The organism is Pseudomonas sp. GW821-FHT09H03, assembly GCF_059415945.1.
Map to the genome: position 1 here is coordinate 129,059 of NZ_JBWKOF010000012.1, position 22,303 is coordinate 151,361.

Annotated in this window: 21 protein-coding genes and 2 pseudogenes; 11 read left to right on the plus strand and 12 right to left on the minus strand. The window is 57.1% G+C overall.

Annotated elements, in window-relative coordinates; translation table 11 throughout:
- Window positions 1-63: 63 nt before the first annotated feature.
- The 4 genes and pseudogenes from alkB to AC07OG_RS18350 form a co-directional block, all read right to left on the minus strand.
- Window positions 64-744 (minus strand): DNA oxidative demethylase AlkB, encoded by a 681-nt coding sequence (gene alkB / locus AC07OG_RS18335; protein ID WP_495067702.1) that lies wholly within the window; start codon window positions 742-744, stop codon window positions 64-66.
- Window positions 741-827 (minus strand): annotated as a pseudogene (locus AC07OG_RS18340) (2OG-Fe(II) oxygenase); the annotation flags it as partial. The pseudogene AC07OG_RS18340 and the gene alkB, both read right to left, overlap by 4 nt.
- A 97-nt stretch (window positions 828-924) precedes the next feature.
- Window positions 925-1,098, minus strand: a complete 174-nt coding sequence (locus AC07OG_RS18345; protein ID WP_495067703.1) for a hypothetical protein — start codon at window positions 1,096-1,098, stop codon at window positions 925-927.
- A 30-nt stretch (window positions 1,099-1,128) separates the two neighbouring features.
- Window positions 1,129-1,431 carry a DUF1883 domain-containing protein gene (locus tag AC07OG_RS18350; RefSeq protein WP_007912251.1) on the minus strand — a complete coding sequence of 101 codons (303 nt, stop codon included), beginning with the start codon at window positions 1,429-1,431 and terminating at the stop codon, window positions 1,129-1,131.
- 192 nt (window positions 1,432-1,623) lie between these two features.
- Between AC07OG_RS18350 and AC07OG_RS18355 the strand changes: the two genes are divergently transcribed.
- Window positions 1,624-1,980, plus strand: a complete 357-nt coding sequence (locus AC07OG_RS18355) for a hypothetical protein (protein ID WP_495067704.1) — start codon at window positions 1,624-1,626, stop codon at window positions 1,978-1,980.
- Window positions 1,981-2,052: 72 nt separating this feature from the next.
- Window positions 2,053-2,283, plus strand: a complete 231-nt coding sequence (locus tag AC07OG_RS18360; RefSeq protein WP_495067705.1) for a hypothetical protein — start codon at window positions 2,053-2,055, stop codon at window positions 2,281-2,283.
- 11 nt (window positions 2,284-2,294) lie between these two features.
- Here AC07OG_RS18360 and AC07OG_RS18365 read toward each other — a convergent pair whose 3' ends face one another.
- The gene (locus AC07OG_RS18365; RefSeq protein ID WP_495067706.1) at window positions 2,295-2,576 is read right to left on the minus strand and encodes a hypothetical protein; all 282 of its coding nucleotides are present in this window, start codon (window positions 2,574-2,576) and stop codon (window positions 2,295-2,297) included.
- 126 nt (window positions 2,577-2,702) lie between these two features.
- Window positions 2,703-2,891, minus strand: a complete 189-nt coding sequence (locus AC07OG_RS18370; RefSeq protein WP_495067707.1) for a hypothetical protein — start codon at window positions 2,889-2,891, stop codon at window positions 2,703-2,705.
- A 289-nt stretch (window positions 2,892-3,180) separates the two neighbouring features.
- Between AC07OG_RS18370 and galU the strand changes: the two genes are divergently transcribed.
- The 3 genes from galU (at window position 3,181) to gorA (ending at window position 7,444) form a co-directional block, all read left to right on the plus strand.
- Window positions 3,181-4,020 carry a UTP--glucose-1-phosphate uridylyltransferase GalU gene (gene galU / locus AC07OG_RS18375; protein ID WP_060542862.1) on the plus strand — a complete coding sequence of 280 codons (840 nt, stop codon included), beginning with the start codon at window positions 3,181-3,183 and terminating at the stop codon, window positions 4,018-4,020.
- Window positions 4,021-4,459: 439 nt separating this feature from the next.
- Window positions 4,460-5,989: an MFS transporter gene (locus tag AC07OG_RS18380; protein ID WP_495067708.1), complete on the plus strand. Its 1,530-nt coding sequence runs from the start codon at window positions 4,460-4,462 to the stop codon at window positions 5,987-5,989.
- A gap of 96 nt (window positions 5,990-6,085) precedes the next feature.
- The gene (gene gorA / locus AC07OG_RS18385; protein WP_495067709.1) at window positions 6,086-7,444 is read left to right on the plus strand and encodes a glutathione-disulfide reductase; all 1,359 of its coding nucleotides are present in this window, start codon (window positions 6,086-6,088) and stop codon (window positions 7,442-7,444) included.
- Here the strand turns inward: gorA and AC07OG_RS18390 are convergent.
- On the minus strand, window positions 7,441-8,451 hold the full coding sequence (locus AC07OG_RS18390) for a DNA-binding protein (RefSeq protein WP_495067710.1): 1,011 nt from the start codon (window positions 8,449-8,451) through the stop codon (window positions 7,441-7,443). The genes gorA and AC07OG_RS18390 overlap by 4 nt on opposite strands.
- A 753-nt stretch (window positions 8,452-9,204) precedes the next feature.
- On the opposite strand from AC07OG_RS18390, the gene AC07OG_RS18395 reads away from it, so the two are divergent.
- The 3 genes from AC07OG_RS18395 to ahpF all read left to right on the plus strand — a co-directional run bounded on the left by AC07OG_RS18395 (window position 9,205) and on the right by ahpF (window position 12,537).
- Entirely contained in the window at window positions 9,205-10,176 is a 972-nt protein-coding gene (locus tag AC07OG_RS18395; RefSeq protein ID WP_495067711.1) for a site-specific integrase, read from the plus strand.
- Window positions 10,177-10,281: 105 nt separating this feature from the next.
- On the plus strand, window positions 10,282-10,845 hold the full coding sequence (gene ahpC / locus AC07OG_RS18400) for an alkyl hydroperoxide reductase subunit C (RefSeq protein ID WP_007975937.1): 564 nt from the start codon (window positions 10,282-10,284) through the stop codon (window positions 10,843-10,845).
- A 129-nt stretch (window positions 10,846-10,974) separates the two neighbouring features.
- Window positions 10,975-12,537 carry an alkyl hydroperoxide reductase subunit F gene (gene ahpF / locus AC07OG_RS18405; RefSeq protein WP_495067712.1) on the plus strand — a complete coding sequence of 521 codons (1,563 nt, stop codon included), beginning with the start codon at window positions 10,975-10,977 and terminating at the stop codon, window positions 12,535-12,537.
- Between the two features lie 208 nt (window positions 12,538-12,745).
- On the opposite strand, the gene gloA is transcribed toward ahpF, so the two are convergent.
- Window positions 12,746-13,267, minus strand: coding sequence for a lactoylglutathione lyase (gene gloA / locus AC07OG_RS18410; protein WP_060542875.1), 522 nt, complete (start codon window positions 13,265-13,267; stop codon window positions 12,746-12,748).
- Between the two features lie 144 nt (window positions 13,268-13,411).
- Between gloA and AC07OG_RS18415 the strand changes: the two genes are divergently transcribed.
- Window positions 13,412-13,930, plus strand: coding sequence for a DUF4946 domain-containing protein (locus AC07OG_RS18415; protein WP_495067713.1), 519 nt, complete (start codon window positions 13,412-13,414; stop codon window positions 13,928-13,930).
- Window positions 13,931-14,097: 167 nt separating this feature from the next.
- On the opposite strand, the gene AC07OG_RS18420 is transcribed toward AC07OG_RS18415, so the two are convergent.
- Together AC07OG_RS18420 and AC07OG_RS18425 are read right to left on the minus strand one after the other, a co-directional pair.
- A complete protein-coding gene (locus AC07OG_RS18420; protein ID WP_060542877.1) occupies window positions 14,098-14,460 on the minus strand; it encodes a histone-like nucleoid-structuring protein, MvaT/MvaU family in 363 nt (120 codons plus the stop codon).
- 231 nt (window positions 14,461-14,691) lie between these two features.
- Window positions 14,692-16,224 (minus strand): EAL domain-containing protein, encoded by a 1,533-nt coding sequence (locus AC07OG_RS18425; protein WP_495067714.1) that lies wholly within the window; start codon window positions 16,222-16,224, stop codon window positions 14,692-14,694.
- A 409-nt stretch (window positions 16,225-16,633) separates the two neighbouring features.
- Here AC07OG_RS18425 and hppD point away from each other — a divergent pair, with 409 nt between their 5' ends.
- Entirely contained in the window at window positions 16,634-17,710 is a 1,077-nt protein-coding gene (gene hppD, locus AC07OG_RS18430) for a 4-hydroxyphenylpyruvate dioxygenase (protein WP_060542879.1), read from the plus strand.
- Window positions 17,711-17,835: 125 nt separating this feature from the next.
- Here hppD and rarD read toward each other — a convergent pair whose 3' ends face one another.
- On the minus strand, window positions 17,836-18,717 hold the full coding sequence (gene rarD / locus AC07OG_RS18435; protein ID WP_495067715.1) for an EamA family transporter RarD: 882 nt from the start codon (window positions 18,715-18,717) through the stop codon (window positions 17,836-17,838).
- A 427-nt stretch (window positions 18,718-19,144) separates the two neighbouring features.
- Window positions 19,145-19,737: pseudogene (locus AC07OG_RS18440) on the minus strand (aldo/keto reductase).
- 347 nt (window positions 19,738-20,084) lie between these two features.
- Here AC07OG_RS18440 and AC07OG_RS18445 point away from each other — a divergent pair.
- A complete protein-coding gene (locus AC07OG_RS18445; RefSeq protein WP_495067716.1) occupies window positions 20,085-22,091 on the plus strand; it encodes a hypothetical protein in 2,007 nt (668 codons plus the stop codon).
- Window positions 22,092-22,303: the final 212 nt, after the last annotated feature.

Here is a 22,303-nt window from a genome sequence, read left to right on the forward strand (position 1 = left end):
TGTGCAGGTTAACCAAGCTTGAGTGTCTTCACACTCCGGCGCTTGCGGTCAAACTCCAGGGCTTCAACCTGCGGTGCGGAAGGTGAAATTGATACGTTGTTCACCCAGTCGCGGGTGCAGCCCGTGCTTGATCGGCAACACGCCGTGATAGCGCAGTCGATCCACGCCACCCCAGACCACGATGTCGCCGTGCAGCAAGGGGATTCGCTGGCTTTTGTCGCTGCGTTCAAAACCGCCGAACAGGAACATTGCCGGCAGGCCCAATGACACCGAAACAATAGGGGCCGCTAGGCAGGTTTCGTTTTTATCCTGATGCAGTGACATTTTAGCGCCAGGGATATAACGGTTGATCAGGCAGGAGTCCGGCACAAAGTCGGCGAATCCCGCCTCCGTTGCCGCCGCTTGAGCCAGCTGGTAAAACGCCTCGGGCATATCCGGCCACGGCAGGCCGCTTTGCGGGTCGTGGCGGGTGTAGCGATAGCCGCTGCGGTCGGTGGTCCAGCCCCAGGTGCCGCAGCTGCTGAGGGCTACCGACATGGTAAAGCCGCCGGGCGTGATCATCTGGCGAAACGGCGCGGCTGCCAACACCGCCTCCAGTGCGGGCAACACGCGCTCCAGCCAGGTCAGGGCGAAGCCTCTGAGAACGTATGATTGCTCACCGATCTGCTCGCGCCTGGGCGCTTGCTCGGGCTCTGCATCGGCAAACAGATCGAATGTCAGCGGGTTCATAGGCTCATGATGCATCGTTCGAGAAATGCCTGGTGGGACTCAGGAAAACGCACTGCCAGCCCCATCTGTTCATACCAGCGTTTGGCAATGGGCACCAGGCCTTCCGGATTCGAGGTGACCAGTCTGAAAGGCATTGCCAGGGCGGACACTCCGACTCTTGCGGTCAAACCGTCCAGATGGTCGCGGCAGAGGGTGTTACAGGGCTTTGCTGACGCTGATTTCGCTGATCACGTCGTCCTGGCCATGAATGGCATCCAGCGCTGCCCTGGCTTCTTCTGCGGTGCCGTTTTCAAGTTGCGCGAACTCGAAGCGGCGCTCGCCGTTGAGCTTGTATTTGATGACGTACTTGGTCGTTTGAGCCACGGTCATATCTGCCTTTCTTTATATCGGGTACGTCACTCAGCTCAGTTTTGTGCTGGAGCGGCGGATGATTTTGATCGAGTGCGTCAGGGTCGGTTTACGGGTCACGCTGATCGCCCGGCGGTTGACCGTATCGATGGTGATGTTCCAGAAACCGGTGCTTGGCGCCGTAATGCGTGCCGGGAAGGTGTCGAACGCACCGCCGTGATAGGTGTGGCGGCCGCCATTTTTGAAGCTGCGGAAGTTGGCGTCGTTCATCAGACGGATGTTGCACATTTGGGAGCATTGAATGACGACGATATCGTCTTCATTGAGGTGCTCGCGCTGATGGATAAATTTCATGGGGCGCCTCCAGAAGGGCTTTTTCTACAAAAACGGCGCGCAGTTTATCAGCCCGTAGGCCTGATTATCCGGCCATAGTGGGCTGCAAGGACAATAAAGAACAGATATTGCACATTTAATGGGTCATAAATGAGTTCGCTCTGGAGAAAAACCGGGTTTGTGTGGTCGGAGGGTCTTTATCGGAGGTTTTGTATGAAGTGGGGTGTATGGGGTCTGCCGTGGATGCTGGCAATGGGTGGTTGCGCAAGTGTCGCCGATATCAACCAGACGTTGCCGACCATGAACGTGCTTTCAGGAAAGAAACCCCATGAATATGCGCAGTGCCTGAGCGACAAGCTGGCCGACAGCCGTGGCGCCCTGCAAATCGAGCCGCAAAAAGACGGATTGCGAGTGATTGTGCCGCAGAAATTGTCTTCGGGGCCGGCCGCGGTATTCGATATAGAAGAGCGCTCCAATGGCAGCGGCATCAAGCTGCATGAGCGCATCTCCAACGTCCCAGTGCGTCCACGGGACGTACAAGATGCTGCCAACGAATGCATTTCCGGCTGATAGACTATCGCCAGTCAGCATCGATGCCGTCAAAGCCAGGCTTTGGCGGCATTGTCATTTCTGGAGTCAGGCATGAAGCGGGAACAGGTACGGGAGCGTCATGCAGAGGGTCTTATCTCTGCCACCCATGTGATCCAGAACCCGGCATGTCCGGAGGAATGGATCGTGTTTTTCAAGAAAAGCGCCGGGCGCAGCTACTTTCTCGTGGACGATCAGGATGAAGTCGAGTCCTTCGCTCGTCTGGACGAGTTGGTCGAGACCGTGCGCGGTCTCGGGATCAAGTTCGCGGAAATCCACATGTAGGGCAAGGCGCCTTACTTGCAGACCACCACGACGCTGCGGTTCTTGAATTCGCCAACGTCGGCGCCTAGGGTCTTGTCACTCTCCTTGAGCGCCGGCGTGCCGTCGGTACCGACAATCCGGTAGCCGGTCCCGGCGCAGGAGGCGTCGGCTTTTTCGTAACAGGTAGCCCAGGAGTTTGCTCCGCCGGAGCAGTCGATGGTCAGGCCTTGCTCGCCGTTATCCAGGTAAGTTTGTTCGCTGGTGGCGCAACCGCCCAGGGCCAGTGCGGCTATTAGTGGCAAGATCTTGTTCATGGTGTGGTCGTCGTCAGGGGGAAGGGCTAAGGCTGTGACAGCGCCGCAGGCAAAAGGTTATAGCGAAAGGCCACTTCTGCGCAGAAGTTCACAAAAAACCCTGCGCATGGGCAGGGTTGGGTCGCGTCAATTCTTGTCTTTGCCGCGTCGCTTCGGTGCCGGGTGCTGGTCTTGCAACACCGATGCCACTTCGATGGCCAGTGCCTCGGTCGGGAATGGCCCGGCGATATTTTCGCCGGCGACACTGTCTACCCACCATTGGCCGTCTTTCGCCTGGTTGATCAAGTACCCGTTAACGCTTTTTGCTGCCGACATTTAATAACCTCGTGGTCTGGTTCAATCGCACCATAATAGCGCCAAATGCACTCAACCAGTGTCGACAGGCGTATGGTGGTTTGTTTATTGCAGGGCCAAACCGTGCAAATCCGCGAGTCTCTGCTATCAATAATGGGCTGTCCGCAGGCCTGTTCACTCTCGCGGGGAACTATCGGCGAGAATTTTTCTCTATGATGGCATCGGATAGCCAGCGCGGGGCATTGTAAGGTGCCCGCCGCCTGATTAGACTGCGCCGAAACTCGAACACACAGCCTTTTCAAGGACTTATATGATCAAGAAATGCTTGTTCCCAGCAGCCGGTTACGGTACTCGCTTCCTGCCAGCGACTAAAGCCATGCCCAAAGAAATGCTGCCGGTGGTGAACAAGCCACTGATCCAGTACGGCGTCGAAGAAGCACTGGATGCCGGTTTGAACGAAATCTCCATCGTTACCGGCCGCGGCAAGCGCGCCCTGGAAGACCATTTCGACATCAGCTACGAGCTGGAAAACCAGATCAAGGGTACCGACAAGGAAAAATACCTGGTCGGCATCCGCAAGCTGCTCGACAACTGCTCGTTCTCCTACACCCGCCAGACCGAAATGAAAGGCCTGGGCCACGCAATCCTGACTGGCCGTCCGCTGATCGGCGACGAACCTTTCGCCGTGGTCCTGGCGGACGACTTGTGCGTCAACCTCGAAGGCGACGGCGTGCTGACCCAGATGGTCAAGCTGTACAAGCAGTTCCGCTGCTCGATCGTGGCCATCCAGGAAGTCGATCCGCAAGAGACCCACAAGTACGGCGTCATCGCCGGCGAGATGATCCGCGACGACATCTACCGCGTTCACAGCATGGTTGAAAAACCAAAACCAGAAGACGCTCCGTCGAACCTGGCCATCATCGGCCGCTACATCCTGACCCCGGACATCTTCGACCTGATCGAACAGACCGAGCCAGGCAAGGGCGGCGAAATCCAGATCACCGACGCCCTGATGAAACAGGCCCAGAACGGCTGCGTGATGGCCTACAAGTTCAAGGGCAAGCGCTTCGACTGCGGCGGCGCCGAGGGTTACATCGACGCGACCAATTTCTGCTTCGAGAACTTCTACAAGACTGGCAAGGCTTACTGATAGCCGCTTGGCAGGTTAAACACAAAAACGCCCCGACTGGTTCGGGGCGTTTTTTTTGGGGCGCGTAAAACCTGTAGGGGCCGGCTTGAACTGGCGATGCGAGATTGAGCTTTGTGTTGTCCTTTCGGGCCTCATCGCTGGCAAGCCAGGCTCCTACAGGTGTTGCGATATCCCGGTTTCGCCCTGCGACTTCGAATTTGCAGGGCCTTATTTCACCTTTCTTGTTCCTGTGATTTCCGGGGGGGCGTGAAGGCTCTTTTTGCTCGCTCCAGCGGCAAAACATTTCCCATTGGAAATACTTTTTTCATTGCCTGACCTATAACCCAACGTCATTAATAAAACGAAACAAACCTTGGCAAAGGAGTGCCCGGGACTTACTCGCGACGGCATTTCGAAGTGCGCCGTGCGAGTTCATCGATGGTAATAAGGAGTTTTGCAAATGGTATTGCTCGGTAAGGCAACAAAACGGGGAGGAAAATCAAATCGTTGGTGGGGCCTGTTCGTCCTGATGCTACCCGTATTGCTGGTGACAGTTGACAACACGGTGCTCGGATTCGCGTTACCCAAGATTGCTGAGGCCCTGCGTCCCACTGCCAGCCAGCAGCTGTGGATGATCGATGCTTATTCGCTGGTATTGGCAGGGCTGCTGGTGTCGATGGGTGGTCTGGGAGATCGGGTTGGTCATCGTAAGTTGTTGTTGGTCGGGTCCTTGGGCTTTGCGATTGTGTCGGTGCTGACCGCGTATTCGGGTACCGCCGCACAACTGATTGCCGGACGAGCTTGTATGGGCATTTTCGGTGCAATGCTGATGCCGTCAACGTTGGCGTTGATACGTTCGGTGTTCGAGGATCGAGAAGAACGCAGGCTGGCAGTCGCGATCTGGGCGACGACATTGACGGTAGGTTCGGCACTTGGTCCCTTGGTGGGTGGGGTTTTGCTGGAATTCTTCAGTTGGGGCTCGATTTTCCTGCTGGCGGTGCCTGTGTTGGTGCCGTTGCTGGTGTTGGGACCACTGTTGCTGCCCGAGTCCGAGCGGGATGCTTCAGGACCGTTGGATCCGATAAGCATTCTGCAATCGATGGTAGCGCTTGGTGCCATTGTCTATGGCATTAAACACATTGCCAGCAGTGGTATCGACTGGATGGCGCTGACAGCATTTGCAACAGGCACAGTAGCGGGCTGGATGTTTGTGCGTCGACAATTACGTCTGCCAGTGCCGTTGATGGACCTTAGTCTGTTGCGCAATGGCGCATTCAGCGGCTCTGTAGCGATCAACCTGATGAGTCTCGCGTTTCTCGTCGGCTTCGTGTTCTTTACCACTCAGTTCCTGCAGATCGTTCTTCAGGTGTCGCCCTTGAGCGCCAGCCTCGCCCTGGTTCCAGGGCAAGTCGTGGCAATTGCAGTGGGGATGGCGGTTGTGCCGGTTGCGCGGCGAGTACAGGTGCATGTGCTGATACCCATCTTGATGGCGTTTGCTGGATCGGCGTTTCTGCTGGTCGCCAGCATGGGCAGTAGCCTGACCATTCTGGTGGTGGCTTTTGCCTTGCTCAACATTGGTGTGGGTGCGATTGCGACGGTGTCCAACGATGTGATTTTGTCTGCTGCGCCACTGGCTAAAGCGGGCGCTGCGTCGGCCATCAGCGAAACGGCCTATGAAGTGGGCGTGGTGTTGGGGACGACAGTGCTCGGCGGTGTCGTCACGGCCTACTATCGCGGTGCGTTGCAGCTTCCGGGGTTTCTGAGCGACGTGCAGATGATGCTGGCGAGTGAAACGCTGTCTGGCGCTTATCATGTGGCGGGAGGCTTGTCGGGTGATCAGGCAAAGGCGTTGATGGTGCAGGCGGGGGCGGCGTTCGAAGGTGGAATCGGTTTGGTTTCGTGGGTAACGTTCGGCTTGGCACTCATGGCGATTTTGATTGCATGGCGCACTCTGCGCATACCGCAAATGCAATCTGCATTGGAGCATTGATCAAAAGTCGCGAATCCCAGGCCCCGCGCATTTGAGCACAACGCTTGCTCAGCGGCCGTGCGCAGGTATGCTGTTGGCCTGCCGAGGAGATTGAAAATGGCCTACGATTTTGACCTTTATGTGATTGGTGCCGGTTCCGGCGGGGTGCGGGCTGCGCGGTTTGCTGCCGGGTTTGGTGCGAAAGTGGCGGTGGCCGAGAGCCGTTACCTGGGCGGGACCTGTGTGAACGTCGGTTGCGTGCCGAAGAAACTGCTGGTGTACGGTGCGCACTTTGCCGACGACTTCGAGCAGGCCTCGGGTTTTGGCTGGAGCCTGGACGAGGCGCAGTTCGACTGGGCGACGCTGATCGCCAACAAGGATCGCGAGATCAATCGCCTCAATGGCATTTATCGCAACCTGCTGGTCAACAGTGGCGTCACGCTGCATGAAGGCCACGCCAAAATCGTCGATCCGAATACCGTCGAGATCAATGGCGAGCGCCACAGCGCCAAGCACATTCTGATCGCCACCGGTGGCTGGCCGCAGATTCCCGATATTGCGGGGCACGAGCACGCGATCAGTTCCAATCAGGCGTTCTTCCTCAAAGAGCTGCCCAAGCGAGTGTTGGTGGTGGGCGGTGGCTACATCGCCGTCGAGTTCGCCGGCATCTTCCACGGTTTGGCCGCCGAGACAACATTGCTCTATCGCGGTGAGTTGTTCCTGCGCGGCTTCGACGGCTCGGTGCGCAAGCATTTGCAGCAAGAGCTGACCCGGCGTGGCATGGACTTGCAATTCAATGCCGATATCGCGCGCATCGACAAGCAGGCTGACGGCAGCTTGAAAGCTACCCTCAAGGATGGGCGCGTGCTGGAAGCGGATTGTATTTTCTACGCCACTGGCCGGCGTCCGATGCTGGACAACCTCGGGCTGGAAAACACCGGTGTGAAGCTCGACAAGAACGGCTTTGTCGAAGTCGATGAGCTGTATCAGACCGCTGAACCATCGATCCTCGCCCTGGGTGATGTGATCGGGCGCGTGCAATTGACACCGGTGGCGCTGGCCGAAGGCATGGCGGTGGCACGGCGTCTGTTCAAGCCGGAGCAGTATCGTCCGGTGGATTACAAAATGATCCCGACGGCCGTGTTCAGTCTGCCGAACATCGGCACCGTCGGCTTGACCGAGGAGGAGGCTCGGGAAGCTGGCCACGAAGTGCGGCTTTTCGAAAGCAGCTTCCGGCCGATGAAGCTGACCCTGACCGAGTGCCAGGAGCGCACGTTGATGAAACTGGTGGTGGATGCCAAGACCGACAAGGTCCTGGGTTGCCACATGGTTGGCCCTGAGGCCGGTGAGATCGTTCAGGGACTGGCAATTGCCTTGAAGGCCGGCGCGACCAAGCGCCACTTCGACGAAACCATCGGCGTACACCCGACGGCCGCCGAAGAGTTCGTCACCATGCGCACGCCGGTCGCCGGTTAATCGCCTTTGGCTGTGTCTGGCGCTGCCGCAACGGCAGCGGCCAGGCGCACGCTTTCTTCCAGGTCTGCCTGGGCCTTGGTCAGCTCGGTTTCCAGCGCCTTGTTCAGCTGCGACTGCTCGTCGACATTCTGTTTGAGTGCCTGGCTTTCCAGCAGGGCGACGCGCAAGCGTTCCTGGAGGAGGGTGCGTTCGCCGTCGACCCGGGTGGTCTGTTCCAGTAGCTGATCCTGGCGGGCGTGGCTTTGCTTAAGCTGTTCGTGCAGTGAGCTCAACTCGCGCAGGGTGCCGCGGTTTTCCGTCAGCAGGCGCTCGTTGTCGCGATGCAGTTGGGTGATTTCGTCCTGGCGCACCAGGGCGCTCTGCTGTGACTGACGCAACTCCATCTGCAGCTGCTGAACCTGGCCTTCATGGCGACTGATTTCCTGTTCGCGCTGTTCCTTCACCGCATTGCGATAGTGCTCCAGGGCATCGCGGGCATGCAGATGCTTTTCCTCAAGGGAGCGGATCTGCTCGTCTTTGTCTTGCAGGCGTAGTTCGAAATCGGCCAGTGCCTGATTCAGCCCGGCGTTGCGGGTCTGCTCGGTCTGCAGCATCGAGCGGGTGTCCTGCAGTGCGTCGGATTCCTGGGCCAGCGCCAGGGTTTGAAACTCGTACTGCTGCTGCAGCTCAGTGTTGGCGTCCTGTGCTTCGGTGAGGCTGGTTTCCAGTGCATTGCGTTGTTGTTCGAACTGCGTGCAGGCCTGGTCGATGGGTTCCTGTGCCTGCTCCTTGAGCCGTTGGGCGAGCCTTGCGACCAGCGCCAGCAACTCGTCATCAATGGGTTCGGAGGGTGTTTCGGTGCGTTCGATGCTGTCGTCCAGTTCTTTGAGATAGCGATGGATCGTGGTTTTCGAACCGGTATTGCCCATCTCGATCCGCACGGCGTCGATACTGGGGTTTTCGCCGCGGGCGAGGATCGCCAACCGGGCCGCTTGAACTATCGCTTTATTTACACCACCGCGAGCCATGGGGTCTCCTACGATTTAATACTGTGGTACATACCACTGGTATACACATTGTACCATTGAATTGAATAAGTTAAATGCTCGATGATACTGACGCGGGATATACTGGTATTACCACGTGTGAAGGTGGTTTTGATACGTTTTTGGCACAAGTGGTCCCCTGTAGGAGCGAGCATGCTCGCGAAAAACCAGAGAGCCCCGTGGGCATTCAGGAGACCCGCGTTATCGTTGACGTCCATCGCGAGCGTGCTCGCTCCTACAATTCAACGCGGTCCTTGTAGGAGCGAGCATGCTCGCGAAAAACCAGAGAGCACCGCGGGCATTCAGGAAGCCCGCGTTATCGTTGACGTCCATCGCGAGCGTGCTCGCTCCTACAGTTCAACGCGGTCCTTGTAGGAGCGAGCAGGCTCGCGAAGAACCAGAGAGCACCGTGGGCATTCAGGAGACCCGTGTCATCGTTGACGTCCATCGCGAGCGTGCTCGCTCCTACAGTTCAACGCGGTCCTTGTAGGAGCGAGCATGCTCGCGAAAAACCAGAGAGCACCTCGTGCATTCAGAACGCCCGTGTCATCGTTGACGTCCATCGCGAGCGTGCTCGCTCCTCCAGTTCAACGCTGTCCTTGTAGGAGCGAGCACGCTCGCGAAAAACCAGAGAGTACCGTGGGCATTCAGGAGGCCCGCGTCATCGTTAATGTCCATCGCGAGCGTGCTCGCTCCTACAGTTCGCCAATTTGTAACTAGTCAGAAGGTATTTCCATGAGCGACCTCAATCGTTACCTGCAAGCCGCCACTCGCGACAACACCCGGCGTAGCTACAGGGCAGCTATTGAGCATTTCGAAGTGACCTGGGGTGGTTTTCTGCCGGCTACCGGCGACAGTGTGGCGCGTTACCTGGTGGCCCATGCCGGGGTGTTGTCGATCAACACGTTGAAGCTACGGTTGTCGGCTCTGGCGCAGTGGCATAACAGTCAGGGGTTTGCCGATCCGACCAAGGCGTCGCTGGTGCGCAAGGTGTTCAAAGGCATCCGTGCGCTGCATCCGGCGCAGGAGAAACAGGCGCAACCCCTGCAACTTCAACATTTGGAGCAGGTGGTCAACTGGTTGGAGCAGGAGGCGCAAACTGCCCGGACTCAGGGCGATCGCCCCGCACTGTTGCGCGCCAGGCGGGACACCGCATTAATCCTGCTAGGTTTCTGGCGGGGCTTTCGCAGCGATGAGTTGTGCCGGTTGCAAATCGAGCACGTTCAAGCCAGCGCCGGCGCGGGGATCACCCTCTACCTGCCGCGCAGCAAGAGTGATCGCGAGAACCTTGGCAAGACTTATCAGACGCCGGCGCTGCAGCGCTTGTGCCCGGTGCAGGCCTACATCGAATGGATCAACGAGGCGGCACTGGTGCGCGGTCCGGTGTTTCGTGGCATTGACCGTTGGGGGCATCTGAGTGAGGAGGGCTTGCACGCCAATAGCGTGATACCGCTGTTGCGTCAGGCCCTGGGGCGCGCTGGAATCGCGGGCGAACTCTATACCAGCCACTCTCTGCGTCGCGGATTCGCCACCTGGGCGCACCAAAGTGGCTGGGATCTGAAATCGTTGATGAGTTATGTGGGCTGGAAGGACATGAAGTCCGCCATGCGTTACATCGAAACCAATCCCTTCCTGGGCATGGCGCTGCGCGCAGAAAAGCCGGTCGCGCCCGAGATACCGAATTCTTCTATTAATACTGTCGGCTAATAGCGAAAACAAATCAGCGGCATGAGGTTTGCCAATGAGCTTTGCGTTCGTCGAGTGGGTAAAGTTCTCTCCATCAACTTCTTAACCCCTGACGGAGAGTCAACGATGCCTATCATCAACAGCCAAGTTAAACCGTTCAAAGCTGATGCATTCAAAAACGGCGACTTCGTAAAAGTCTCGGACGCTGACCTCAAAGGCAAGTGGTCTGTGGTGTTCTTCTACCCGGCCGACTTCACCTTCGTATGCCCGACCGAGCTGGAAGACCTGGCTGACAACTACGACGCATTCCAGAAACTGGGCGTCGAGATCTACAGCGTTTCCACCGACACTCACTTCGCCCACGCTGCCTGGCACAACACTTCGCCAGCCATCGGCAAGATCCAGTACACCATGATCGGCGACCCAACCCACGCCATCTCGCGCAACTTCGACGTGCTGATCGAAGAGGCTGGCCTGGCGGATCGTGGCACCTTCGTAATCAACCCGGAAGGCCAGATCAAGATCGTTGAACTGAACGATGGCGGTGTAGGCCGTGACGCTAGCGAACTGCTGCGCAAGATCAAGGCTGCCCAGTACGTCGCTGCTCACCCGGGTCAGGTTTGCCCAGCCAAGTGGAAAGAAGGCGAGGCCACTCTGGCTCCGTCCCTGGACCTGGTCGGCAAGATCTAAGTCTGTGACGCGCTTCATCAGGGCGGACTTCCGCACCTTCTAAGCAAGCTGCACCGCCCAATAAAAACGCCCGGGCGAGATTCGCTCGGGCGTTTTTTTATGTCTGTGAATACAAAGGAAATCGCCCGTATGTTGGACGCCAATCTTAAAGCCCAGTTGAAATCGTACCTGGAACGGGTCACCCAGCCGATCGAGATCGTTGCCTCCCTCGACGACGGTGCGAAATCCCGGGAAATGCTCGAACTGTTGAAAGACGTTGCCAGTCTTTCCACCCAGATTACTTTGCTCGACAACGGTGACGACGCACGCAAGCCATCGTTCTCGATCAGCCGCCCCGGTGCCGATATCAGCCTGCGTTTCGCCGGCATCCCGATGGGCCATGAATTCACATCCCTGGTGCTGGCCCTGCTGCAAGTCGGCGGTCATCCATCGAAAGCCAGTGTTGAAGTGATCGAGCAGATCCGCTCGCTCAAGGGTGAGTTCAACTTCGAGACGTACTTCTCGCTGTCCTGCCAGAACTGCCCGGACGTTGTCCAGGCGCTGAACCTGATGGCGGTGCTGAACCCGAACATCCGTCACGTGGCCATCGACGGCGCGCTGTTTCAGGCAGAAGTCGACGAGCGCCAGATCATGGCGGTGCCAAGCATCTACCTCAACGGCGTGAACTTCGGCCAGGGCCGCATGGGCCTGGAAGAAATTCTCGCCAAAATCGACACCAGCGGTATCGAGCGTCAGGCTGAAAAAATCAGCGCCAAGGAAGCCTTTGACGTACTGGTTGTCGGCGGTGGCCCGGCCGGTGCTTCGGCGGCGATCTATGCAGCCCGTAAAGGCATTCGTACCGGTGTGGCGGCTGAGCGTTTTGGTGGACAGGTGCTCGATACCATGGCCATCGAGAACTTCATCTCTGTACAGGAAACCGAAGGGCCGAAACTGGCCGTTGCGCTGGAAGAGCACGTCAAACAGTACGACGTGGACATCATGAATCTGCAGCGTGCCGATAAGTTGGTGCCAGGCAAAGAAGGTGAGTTGCACGTAGTCCACTTCGCCAGCGGTGCGCAATTGAAAGCCAAGACCGTCATCCTGGCGACCGGTGCACGCTGGCGTGAAATGAACGTGCCTGGCGAACAGCAATACCGCAACAAGGGCGTTGCATACTGCCCGCACTGCGACGGTCCACTGTTCAAGGGCAAGCGCGTGGCGGTGATTGGCGGCGGCAACTCCGGCGTCGAAGCGGCCATCGACCTGGCCGGTATCGTGTCCCACGTGACGCTGCTGGAGTATGACGTTCAACTGCGTGCCGATGCGGTGTTGCAGCGCAAGTTGCACAGCCTGCCGAACGTGACCGTGATCACCAGCGCGCAAACCACCGAGGTGGTCGGCGACGGTCAGAAGGTCAACGGCCTGCGTTACAAGGATCGTCAGACTGACGAGCTGCGAAGTGTAGAACTTGAAGGGATCTTCGTGCAGATCGGTCTGCTGCCCAACACTGATTGGCTCAAAGGCACCATCGAGCTGTCACCCCGTGGTGAGATCATCGTCGATGCTCGCGGCGAAACCTCGGTGCCTGGTGTGTTCGCCGCCGGTGACGTGACCACTGTGCCGTACAAGCAGATCGTGATTGCGGTGGGCGAGGGCGCCAAGGCTTCCCTGAGTGCTTTCGATCACCTGATCCGGACGTCGGCACCGGCATAAAATCGGTAGCCGGAGACACAAAAAACCCATGAGAGATCATGGGTTTTTTGTGTCTGACACATTCCAAATGTGGGAGCGGGCTTGCTCGCGAAAAGCGCTGTGTCATCCAGCAGATATGTTGGCCGACACTGCGCGTTCGCGAGCAAGCCCGTTCCCACAGGGGATTTTTCTATGGTCGTTCCCACGCGTGGGAATGATCCATCGTGCTTTACAGCGGTGCTGGCTGAATGATCTCGACCCAGTAGGCATCCGGGTCCTTGATGAACGCCAGGCTCTTCATGCGACCGTCGCTCAGGCGCTTCTGGAAATCGCAGCCCAGTGCCTCGAAGCGTTCGCACGCGGCAACGATGTCCGGTACCGAAATGCAGATGTGGCCGAAACCGCGGGGATCAGTGTTGCCATTGTGGTAGGCAAAGTCAGGATCGTTTTCGGTGCCGTGGTTGTGGGTCAGTTCGAGAATCCCGGGGATCGACTTCATCCACTCGGTACGCGCGGCGGCATCGGCCGGGATCTGGTTTTTGTCGACCAGCGCGAGGAAGTACAGGCTGAACTCGGCTTCCGGGAAATCGCGTTTTTCCACCAGCGAGAAACCCAGAATGCGCGTGTAGAAGTCCAGTGACCTGGTGATGTCCTTGACCCGCAGCATGGTGTGGTTGAAGACGAATTTCTGGGTGGCGGTGTCCGGTTGTGCGGTAACGCCGGGGAAGGTGTTCAATTCTTGCAGGCTCATGGGCCCTCCGGAAAATATGTGGGCTAACGAATGGTGACAATGATACGCAAGGGTTCCGACATCGCCAAACCCGAATGACCGGCTATTGCCTGACAGCCGGACGGGCCTCAGACTTTAGGCCTCAATCCGTAGGGGCCCGGTGCAATGTTCCGATTCTGTAAATCGTTGTTGGTCCTGGCAGGTGTACTTTCATTGGCCAGTGCCGCTTACGCAGATGCGCCAGTCATGACCTGGCCAGCCGGCTGGCAGGTTGAGACAGTTCCCGAAGCTGCTTCCGGCGTCAGCCGTCAGCGCGCGGTAAAAATTGATCAGGGCGCTACACCGGTCATGGTGATGGAGTTGACCATCAGTCAGGTGGAAAGCGGGCATCAGGTCAATCTGCAGGGTGTGTTGCTGGAAATGCGCAAATCCTTGCAAAAGGACTTCTTCAAGGGTGGATACCAGAGTGTTTGCACTCGAATTCATTCGACGATGTTGAGTCGCCTGGCTGCGCTGGAAACTACCTGCACCATCACGCAGAACGGCCAGCATGTGCTTTCTCAAACATTGGTCGCTGCGGTGGATGCCGATAAGGCCTATGTTCTTTCCTACGCCGGAAAAGCGCAGGATTATAAGGCGAGTCAGGATGAAATTGCGGCTGCGCGCAACAGCCTGAAACTTTAAAGCGGCGACAGTGTTTGGCGGGCTGGTAGCGGGGTTTTTAGATATTCAGAATGGATTAAGCAAATAGTTAGTCGGCAACCAGGTAGTTGATCGCTGCTGTTCGTTGCAATTAGATGCCATTCATGAAAAAGCCCTGCATCGGCAGGGCTTTTTTGTTCCAGCGAGTGTCAGCCGCGAAGCCAGGAATCCACGGTGCCTGCACCGTATTGTTCCTTCCAGGCTTTCAGGCCGCGGTGATTGCCGCCCTTGGTTTCAATCAGCTCGCCGGTGTGCGGGTTCTGATAGACCTTGACCACACGGGCGCGACGGGTTTTTGGTGCAGCCTGCTGCAGGCCGGATTTTGTCGGGTTCGGATCGAGAATGGCAATGATGTCACGCAGGCTTTTGCCGTAGGTTTTCATCAACCCCTGGAGTTTCTCTTCGAATTCGATTTCTTTCTTGAGCCCGGCATCGTTCTTCAGCGATTCCAGCTGCTTGAGCTGCTCTTGAAGGGCCTTTTCGGCTGCACGAAATTCAGCGAGTCTGGACAATATCTTTACTCCAATAGTGTGTTTGGCTGATACCAACCGCAAACAAAGCTATAAGCCAAGAGCCTTGAAGCGACCCGGTGACAGTGATTCACCTGCCAGTTTAGCGCTGGTATGAAAAATTGTAGTAGTTAATTGCTCAAGAGTAAATCCTGACATTTTCTTCATGTAACAACGGTGCTGTGTTGATTCCCATGGCTGGGGGTTATCGTTGTATGCCGGTTAAATGTTTAGTTAATGTTCACTTAATGCACTAATGAACTCCGCGCCGGGCATCGGTTTAGCGAACAGATAACCTTGCAGAAAGTTCACACCCCGATCACTCAGGTAATCACTTTGCTCAAGGGTTTCCACGCCTTCGGCGACCAGTGCCAGATCGAGCTTGCCCGCCAGTTCGATGATGCTGTCCAGTATGTGGCTGGAGGGGGTATCGATACCGATCATGGCCACGAAACTCTGATCGATTTTCAGGAAGTCCACATTGAACTGGCTCAGGTAACCAAGGCTCGAGTGACCCGTACCGAAGTCATCGATGGCGATCTTTATGCCCATTTCGCGCAGTTGTTCGAACAGTTTACGGGTGGTGGCCGTAGGCTCGATCAGTTCGCGCTCGGTCAGCTCCAGTACCAGGTGGATCGACCCTTGAGTAAATGCGTCGAGAAACTCTTGGCAATCCTGAACCAGTTGCAAGTCCTGGCAGTGATTGGCGGTGATATTGATGCCGATATGAAGCGGCTTTTCGAATGAGGCGCTATGCGGCGCGAGGAGGGCGGCTGTCTGGCGCATCAGTGAGCGCGTCATTGGCACGATCAGCCCGGTGTGTTCAGCAAGCGGGATGAACAGGTCGGGACGCACCAGGCCTTCGGTTGGATGCTTCCAGCGCATCAGGACTTCAGCCCCCGACCAGCGCTTGCTGTCGCCATCAACAACGGGCTGAAAATACGGAATGAATTCCGCCGCATCCAGCGCCCGCTGCATTTCATGGGTCGGCGACACGGAACGCATTTGCAGGAAATGCCCGATGAAACCTGCGATCACGCCAAAAAACAGCAGCAAGCTGAACAACGGCGGGTATTCGCTGGTCATGTAGCGCCAGGTTTCGCCTGAAGGAAAACCGGCCGACACGGAAAAGGCATAGCGTTGCGAGGTCAGATAGCTTTGCGCTACCGGCAGTCGGGGCAGGGCAGTGTCATGAAATACACCGTCGGCCGACAACCAGTTCTTGCCGACTTGCAATTGCAGTAAAGTCTTGCGTCCAATCAGGCGCAGTACGTTAGCCAGGTGGTAGCCATCAAGGGTCGCCAGGGCGCCTTTTTTGCCTTCGCTGAGCCGATACACCAGCAGCGCCGTGTTGGGCGTGACCGGGTTGCCGTTCATCAGCCATAACGCCCCCTGGGTGTAGTCACCGGGGTTGATCTTCTCCTCAATGTCACCGAACAGCGAACTGCAATAGATGATGTCCTCCCACACCAGATTGGTCGAGCGCACGAACGGGCGGCGGGTGACCTGTTCGCGCAGGGTCAGTTTGACGTCGTTGCAACTCTGGCCGGCGAGTGGCAGTAACTCGTGTGCGGCCTGAGCGGTGTTATCGAGCATCAGTTCGATCTGGCGAATCGCGTCCTCGGCAGTTTGTGCGCTGCTTTGCTCCAGGGTGCGCTCTGCCTGCATATGAAGAATGAAAGACCCGAGCAACACCGGGAGTAATCCGCTAATCAGAGTGACAGCCATTCTGGTGCGGCGATGGCGGGTCTTGGCTTTGAGTGGCATTCGCGCAACCTGAGGCGGTGAAGTAGGGCTCTCAAATGCTGGCAGGGCAGGGTGCCTCCCAAAAAGAGTTCGGTGATTGCCATGATAGATGGCCGACGGCGGTTTGGGGTTTTACGCTGTAACAAAGCGCTTGCGCGGTCATGGAAAAAGGGGATTTTATACAGAAGGCGGACAAACTGTTTTACGCTGTGTAGAATCGGGTTACGCATACAAGAATAAACGTCTTCTGGCAGCAGAAGCCTCGCCCGCAAGAGCCTTGGGTCGACAATGAAGATATTCGGGTTTCAACTGATCTACGGTGACTTTCTCGCCCGCAGTGTGCGGGGCATCTCCTGTGCGCCACCCACCGGTCTCAGCATTGCTAGCAACTGACATTTGTTAATTCCAAAAGCATGATGAGGCGCCGACCATGGCAGATTTATACGAAAACCCGATGGGCCTGATGGGCTTTGAATTCATCGAGCTCGCATCGCCAACTCCCAATACCCTGGAGCCGATCTTCGAGATCATGGGCTTCACCAAGGTTGCCACCCACCGTTCCAAGGACGTGCACCTGTATCGCCAGGGCGCGATCAACCTGATCCTCAACAACGAGCCCAACAGCGTCGCTTCCTACTTTGCTGCCGAACACGGCCCGTCGGTGTGCGGCATGGCTTTCCGGGTCAAGGACTCGCAAAAAGCCTACAAGCGTGCCCTGGAACTCGGTGCCCAGCCGATCCACATCGAAACCGGCCCGATGGAGCTGAACCTCCCGGCGATCAAAGGCATTGGCGGCGCGCCGCTGTACCTGATCGACCGTTTCGGCGAAGGCAGCTCGATCTATGACATCGACTTCGTGTTCATTGAAGGCGTCGACCGTCACCCGGTCGGGGCGGGCCTGAAGATCATCGATCACCTGACCCACAACGTTTACCGCGGCCGCATGGCTTACTGGGCCAACTTCTACGAGAAGCTGTTCAACTTCCGCGAGATCCGTTACTTCGACATCAAGGGCGAGTACACCGGGCTGACCTCCAAGGCCATGACCGCACCCGATGGCATGATCCGCATCCCGCTCAACGAAGAGTCGTCCAAGGGCGCCGGGCAGATCGAAGAATTCCTGATGCAGTTCAACGGCGAAGGCATCCAGCACGTTGCCTTCCTGTCCGACGACCTGGTCAAGACCTGGGATCACCTGAAAAAGATTGGCATGCGCTTCATGACCGCGCCGCCGGATACTTACTACGAAATGCTCGAAGGCCGTCTGCCCAATCACGGAGAGCCAGTGGGTGAGTTGCAATCGCGGGGCATCCTGCTGGACGGTTCGTCGGAGTCGGGTGACAAGCGCCTGCTGCTGCAGATCTTCTCGGAAACCCTGATGGGCCCGGTGTTCTTCGAGTTCATCCAGCGCAAGGGTGATGACGGTTTCGGCGAGGGCAACTTCAAGGCGTTGTTCGAATCGATCGAACGTGATCAGGTTCGCCGTGGTGTGTTGTCCACCGACTAAGCAGTCGCTGTCTTGAACTGTGGGAGCGGGCTTGCTCGCGAAGGCGGAGTGTCAGTGAGAAATCTACTGCCTGACACACCGCCTTCGCGAGCAAGCCCGCTCCCACATTTGTTTTTGTGTGTGGCCTACGGGCGACGCTGTCGCATTAGATGCTTGAAGCCTTCAAAGACCAACACCAGCACGGCCATCCAGATCGGGATGTACGTCAGCCACTCGCCTTTCTTGATGCTCTCCCCGAGCAACAACGCCACGCCCAGCAACAGCACCGGTTCGACATAGCTCAGCAGCCCGAACAGGCTGAACGGCAACAGTCGGCTGGCGATGATGTAGACCACCAGCGCCGACGCACTGATCACGCCCAGCATCGGGATCAGCAGCGACAACCACGGATGCTGCTCGAACACGCCGAAGCCTTGCGCGCCACTGTGCACGAACCAGAAGGCCACGGGCAGCGTCAGTGCCATGTCCAGCCACAAACCGCCCAGGTTGTCCGCCGCCAGTCGTTTACGTAAAACGAAATAGGCCGGGTAACCTATGCAGACCAGCAGGGTCGCCCAAGAAAAACCACCAACCTGATACACCTCGTTGATCACCCCGAGGCAGGCGAATACCACGGCGACTTTTTGCAAGTACGAGAGGCGTTCGCCGTAGGCGATCCTACCGGTCAGGACCATGGTCAGGGGCAACAGGAAGTAGCCCAGGGATACGTCGAGGCTGTAGCCGTTGAGCGGCGCCCACATGAACAGCCACAGTTGCACGCCGAGCAGGGCCGAGGAGGCGACCAGGCCGGCCATCAATTTCCGGTTGGCGCTGACACGCCGGACAATCTCGACCACACGTTTCCATTCGCCGGACAGCACCATGAATACGGTCATGCAAGGCACGGTCAACAGCATGCGCCAGCCGAAAATCTCCACACCGCTCAACGGAGTCAGCAGTGAGGTGTAGTAGTACATGACGGCAAACAGCACCGAGGCTGAAACCGATAGAGCGATACCTTTAGACAAGCTGCCCTCGCGAAGCTGAAGGTGAAACGGGGTGCGGAGGATACGTGGTTTTCGTGTTGAATATTGGTCGGATGATCGATATTTTCAACATCTGCACAGGATTTTTAATCGTCGTCCCCTCACCCTAACCCTCTCCCGGGGGGAGAGGGGACTGACCGTGTCGTCGCAAGAAATTATGCGACCTGAAAGACCGGGTCGATTATGGTTTCGATGCAAAAAGTTCAGGCTCAAACATATTCCAAGCAGTACTCGGTCAATCACTCTCCCAGAAGAAGGGACTGACCGAGTCCTCTCAAGAAGTTCTGCGACCTGAAAAAATCGGGTCGATTATGGATTCGATAGAAAAATTTCAGGCTCAAACATATTTCAAGCAGTACTCGGTCAGTCCCCTCTCCCCCTGGGAGAGGGCTAGGGTGAGGGCTGGCACTCAAGCCGTACGCGATCTACGCCCCGACACGAAATGGCTCACATCATTGAACCCCGGCGTCGACGCATGCCCCGGTGTCACCAGCGAACAATAAGGGCCTCGTTTTTTGCGCTAATGCGAACCGCTTGAGCCTTAGTGTAGGCATCCCACTGCTCTTCGGTGCGTGGACCAACAATGGCCGAAGTCAGCGCACTGTTATTCAACACCCAGGCAATGGCGAACTCGACAATGCCAACACCGCGTTCCTGTGTGTACTGCTGAATCTGCCGAGCAATGTGTAGGGATGTTGTGGTCTTCGCGGTGCAGATATCGAGGTAGTCCGTGCCCAGACGCGTCAGGCTGGCCTCGATGCCGTTGAAAATGTGCTTGCGGCTCAGGCTGCTGCGGTTCGGCAGACCGTCGGCCGGTCCGAAGTCGACTTTCGTGGCCAGCGCCCATTCCTGCCAGCGACTGGCGATGGCTTCGCCGACGATTTCCTCGGAGCGGCCGTCGGAGTAGACATCGGCTGTGTCGATGAAGTTGATGCCCAGGTTCCAGGCCTTGTCGATGCTCCGCAGGGAATCCTCGGTGCTGGTCTGTTTGCCGAACATCATGGTGCCCAGAGTCAGGGTGTAAACCGCTGCAGGAACGGGCGAGCGATGTGGCGCGGGTGTGGCGAGTGGCGAGTGGCGAGTGGCGGTGGGTACCGTTCAGTTGCCAGTCGATCAGGTGCAACCCTGCGCAACCTCGATCTGCAATGCAAAAAAAACAGGGGGTACCTGTCAACTTTGACAGTATCGCTTTCTCTGCGTTGAGCGCTAAATTCCGCCAGAGGTCAGTTCGGCTTGCTGTGCAGCGGGTTTGCGAGGCTGTGCGTAGCGCCCATGTTTTCGACCGACGCTAAGGCCATGGCATGGCCATGGCTCCTACGGCTGCATTGGCGTGACAGGAGAGCAGGAACATGGCGACTGATTCGAACCGGCTGCAACGGCAGAAGGCAAGCACCGACTATTTGAAAATGCGCAACCAGCATCGGGCGAACATTGCCGATTTGGTCATCGAGATCAAAGATGAGGATTACGCCGACAAGACGGCTGGCCTGCTGAATGGGCCGAAGCTCATTGATGGGCTGACGGTATACATTCCATCGTGGCCAAATCCTCCAGCGCCGAAGGAAACCGACAAAGTCACACTGTATCTGGATAACGGATCAGGGCGTTGGGACGAGGTGGGCTATCACGAGTTCACCAGCCCGGTGGACGGTGGGCCCCTCCCGGAAACCTTCCCCTTTGCCATGACTATCGATACCAATGCTCTTCCGGACGACGCGACGTGCATATTGAAGTACATCATCCTCGATTACACGGATGAGGAGACTGAATCAAAGCAGACCACAGTCATTTGTGATCGGCTACCACCGTACAAGCATATTCCACCGAGCGAGTTGAAGCTCGTCGCTGATTATCTGGACGATGACAATCTTCCGGCTGGCGGCAACCTCAATGTTACGGTTCCCGGTTATCCGGACTGGAAACCTACCGATAAAATTGCCATTTATCTGGTGGATGCTGCAGCGATTCCCGAAGACCCGTCAGACGCCGAGTTGGTGTTTTTCAACAATGTCCCTGCCCCCGGCGTTAATGATACAACTGTGCAGATTCCCGCCGATAAAGTCCGTGCTTTTGGCGACGCGGAATGCGTATTTCTGTACGTATTGATCGATGCAGCACAAAACCCCAGTGCAGTATCGGTGCATAAAGCCGTGGGACTCACTTTCGGGCCACTTCCCGAGAATTTAAAACCACCGAAAGTTCCCCAGGCCGACCCGGGGCCGTTGCTGATTGAGGACGTAGGGCGGGGCGTGAGTGTCTGGATCGATAAATACGATAACTGGAAGGCCGGTGACAAGGTTCGTGTGACATGGGGGGGCACTGAGATAGCGCCGGACCTCGACTTTCTCAACATGCTGACCATGGAAGTTCCTGTTCGACCTGCCGTACTCATGCTGGAGGAGTACGGGCAAACCACCACGGGTACCAAAACGACTGCGGTCAGTTATCAGATCTTTCGCAAGGGGCGCCCGTTTGGCCCCGAGTCCGCGAACTTTCCAGTCAACTTCGAGGTTCCGATTCCGTGGGTGCCCTGGCCTCCGGTGGATTGGCCTGATCCTGTTCATCCGTCACTGCTGGCAGGGGAAGTGAAGAACTTCGACGACAGCAGAACCAATGAACTGACCAGGGCCGATAAAGGCCAGAGCGCCAAATTCACTTTCACCTGGCACGCCACGGCGATCAATGACGATGTAGTCGATTGCTTCTGGGATGGTACCCCGGTTACCGAAGCGCAAGTCACTTTTGACGACTCAGTCCATACCGCGGGCGACCCCCATACTGTCACTATTCCCTGGAGCTACATCAAGGCAGGGGGAAACAACAAAGAGTTGCCTGTGCACTATCAAGTCCAGCGGCCCGGCGTGGAAAACGATCTGCATTCAGCACCCATCGACGTCGACGTCAACGCGATAGCGGTGGAGCTGCCCGCAGCAAGTTTCCCGAAAATCGACAACCCAACCGGTTACCCGGGCTGCCGGTCTCTGGAGCCCGACGGGGCCCTGAAAGTCCGGATACCCGACCTTACGGGGTTGCTCAACTCGGGGGACACCATCAGCTTCGTGTTCATCCCCATGATCGGCGACGATCTGGGCAGCCCTGAGAATCCAATTCCCGGTGTGAAGTTCGAAAAGGATTTTGTCCTGGGTGATTCCGCGTCCCCACTGACCGGCTTTGACTTTGATGTCACGCCTTACAGCACCTATTTCAAGCCGCTATATGACCTGAATCCGAGTCGCAGAGGCCGGGCGAAGATCCAGTACTTCTTCGATGACGGAACGGAAGTGGTGGGATCTGCGGCGTTAGTCACCCGCACAGCATTCCATTCGCCTGCTGACGAGTGTCCGATTACACCTTAGTCGCCTTCCAGGCTCGGCACGGCTGTTTTCCATCCGTGCCGACGCTTGCCTATGTACGGGGTCATGCAGCTGTGAGGGAGAATTCTCCCGCTCTTTAGGATTACTCCTACATATCCGCTGTAGGAAAGTTCCTAAGATCGCCGGCTTTTCAGCAGCACGATCTGAACGGTGCCAATAGGTTGCCATTAGCCGCCAGACCCAGGAGCGACACC

Coding starts and splice junctions, on each gene's coding strand:
- alkB (WP_495067702.1), bottom strand. CDS start 744: ATGCATCATGAGCCTATGAACCCGCTGACATTCGATCTGTTTGCCGAT.
- AC07OG_RS18345 (WP_495067703.1), bottom strand. CDS start 1,098: ATGACCGTGGCTCAAACGACCAAGTACGTCATCAAATACAAGCTCAAC.
- AC07OG_RS18350 (WP_007912251.1), bottom strand. CDS start 1,431: ATGAAATTTATCCATCAGCGCGAGCACCTCAATGAAGACGATATCGTC.
- AC07OG_RS18355 (WP_495067704.1), top strand. CDS start 1,624: ATGAAGTGGGGTGTATGGGGTCTGCCGTGGATGCTGGCAATGGGTGGT.
- AC07OG_RS18360 (WP_495067705.1), top strand. CDS start 2,053: ATGAAGCGGGAACAGGTACGGGAGCGTCATGCAGAGGGTCTTATCTCT.
- AC07OG_RS18365 (WP_495067706.1), bottom strand. CDS start 2,576: ATGAACAAGATCTTGCCACTAATAGCCGCACTGGCCCTGGGCGGTTGC.
- AC07OG_RS18370 (WP_495067707.1), bottom strand. CDS start 2,891: ATGTCGGCAGCAAAAAGCGTTAACGGGTACTTGATCAACCAGGCGAAA.
- galU (WP_060542862.1), top strand. CDS start 3,181: ATGATCAAGAAATGCTTGTTCCCAGCAGCCGGTTACGGTACTCGCTTC.
- AC07OG_RS18380 (WP_495067708.1), top strand. CDS start 4,460: ATGGTATTGCTCGGTAAGGCAACAAAACGGGGAGGAAAATCAAATCGT.
- gorA (WP_495067709.1), top strand. CDS start 6,086: ATGGCCTACGATTTTGACCTTTATGTGATTGGTGCCGGTTCCGGCGGG.
- AC07OG_RS18390 (WP_495067710.1), bottom strand. CDS start 8,451: ATGGCTCGCGGTGGTGTAAATAAAGCGATAGTTCAAGCGGCCCGGTTG.
- AC07OG_RS18395 (WP_495067711.1), top strand. CDS start 9,205: ATGAGCGACCTCAATCGTTACCTGCAAGCCGCCACTCGCGACAACACC.
- ahpC (WP_007975937.1), top strand. CDS start 10,282: ATGCCTATCATCAACAGCCAAGTTAAACCGTTCAAAGCTGATGCATTC.
- ahpF (WP_495067712.1), top strand. CDS start 10,975: ATGTTGGACGCCAATCTTAAAGCCCAGTTGAAATCGTACCTGGAACGG.
- gloA (WP_060542875.1), bottom strand. CDS start 13,267: ATGAGCCTGCAAGAATTGAACACCTTCCCCGGCGTTACCGCACAACCG.
- AC07OG_RS18415 (WP_495067713.1), top strand. CDS start 13,412: ATGTTCCGATTCTGTAAATCGTTGTTGGTCCTGGCAGGTGTACTTTCA.
- AC07OG_RS18425 (WP_495067714.1), bottom strand. CDS start 16,224: ATGCCACTCAAAGCCAAGACCCGCCATCGCCGCACCAGAATGGCTGTC.
- hppD (WP_060542879.1), top strand. CDS start 16,634: ATGGCAGATTTATACGAAAACCCGATGGGCCTGATGGGCTTTGAATTC.
- AC07OG_RS18445 (WP_495067716.1), top strand. CDS start 20,085: ATGGCGACTGATTCGAACCGGCTGCAACGGCAGAAGGCAAGCACCGAC.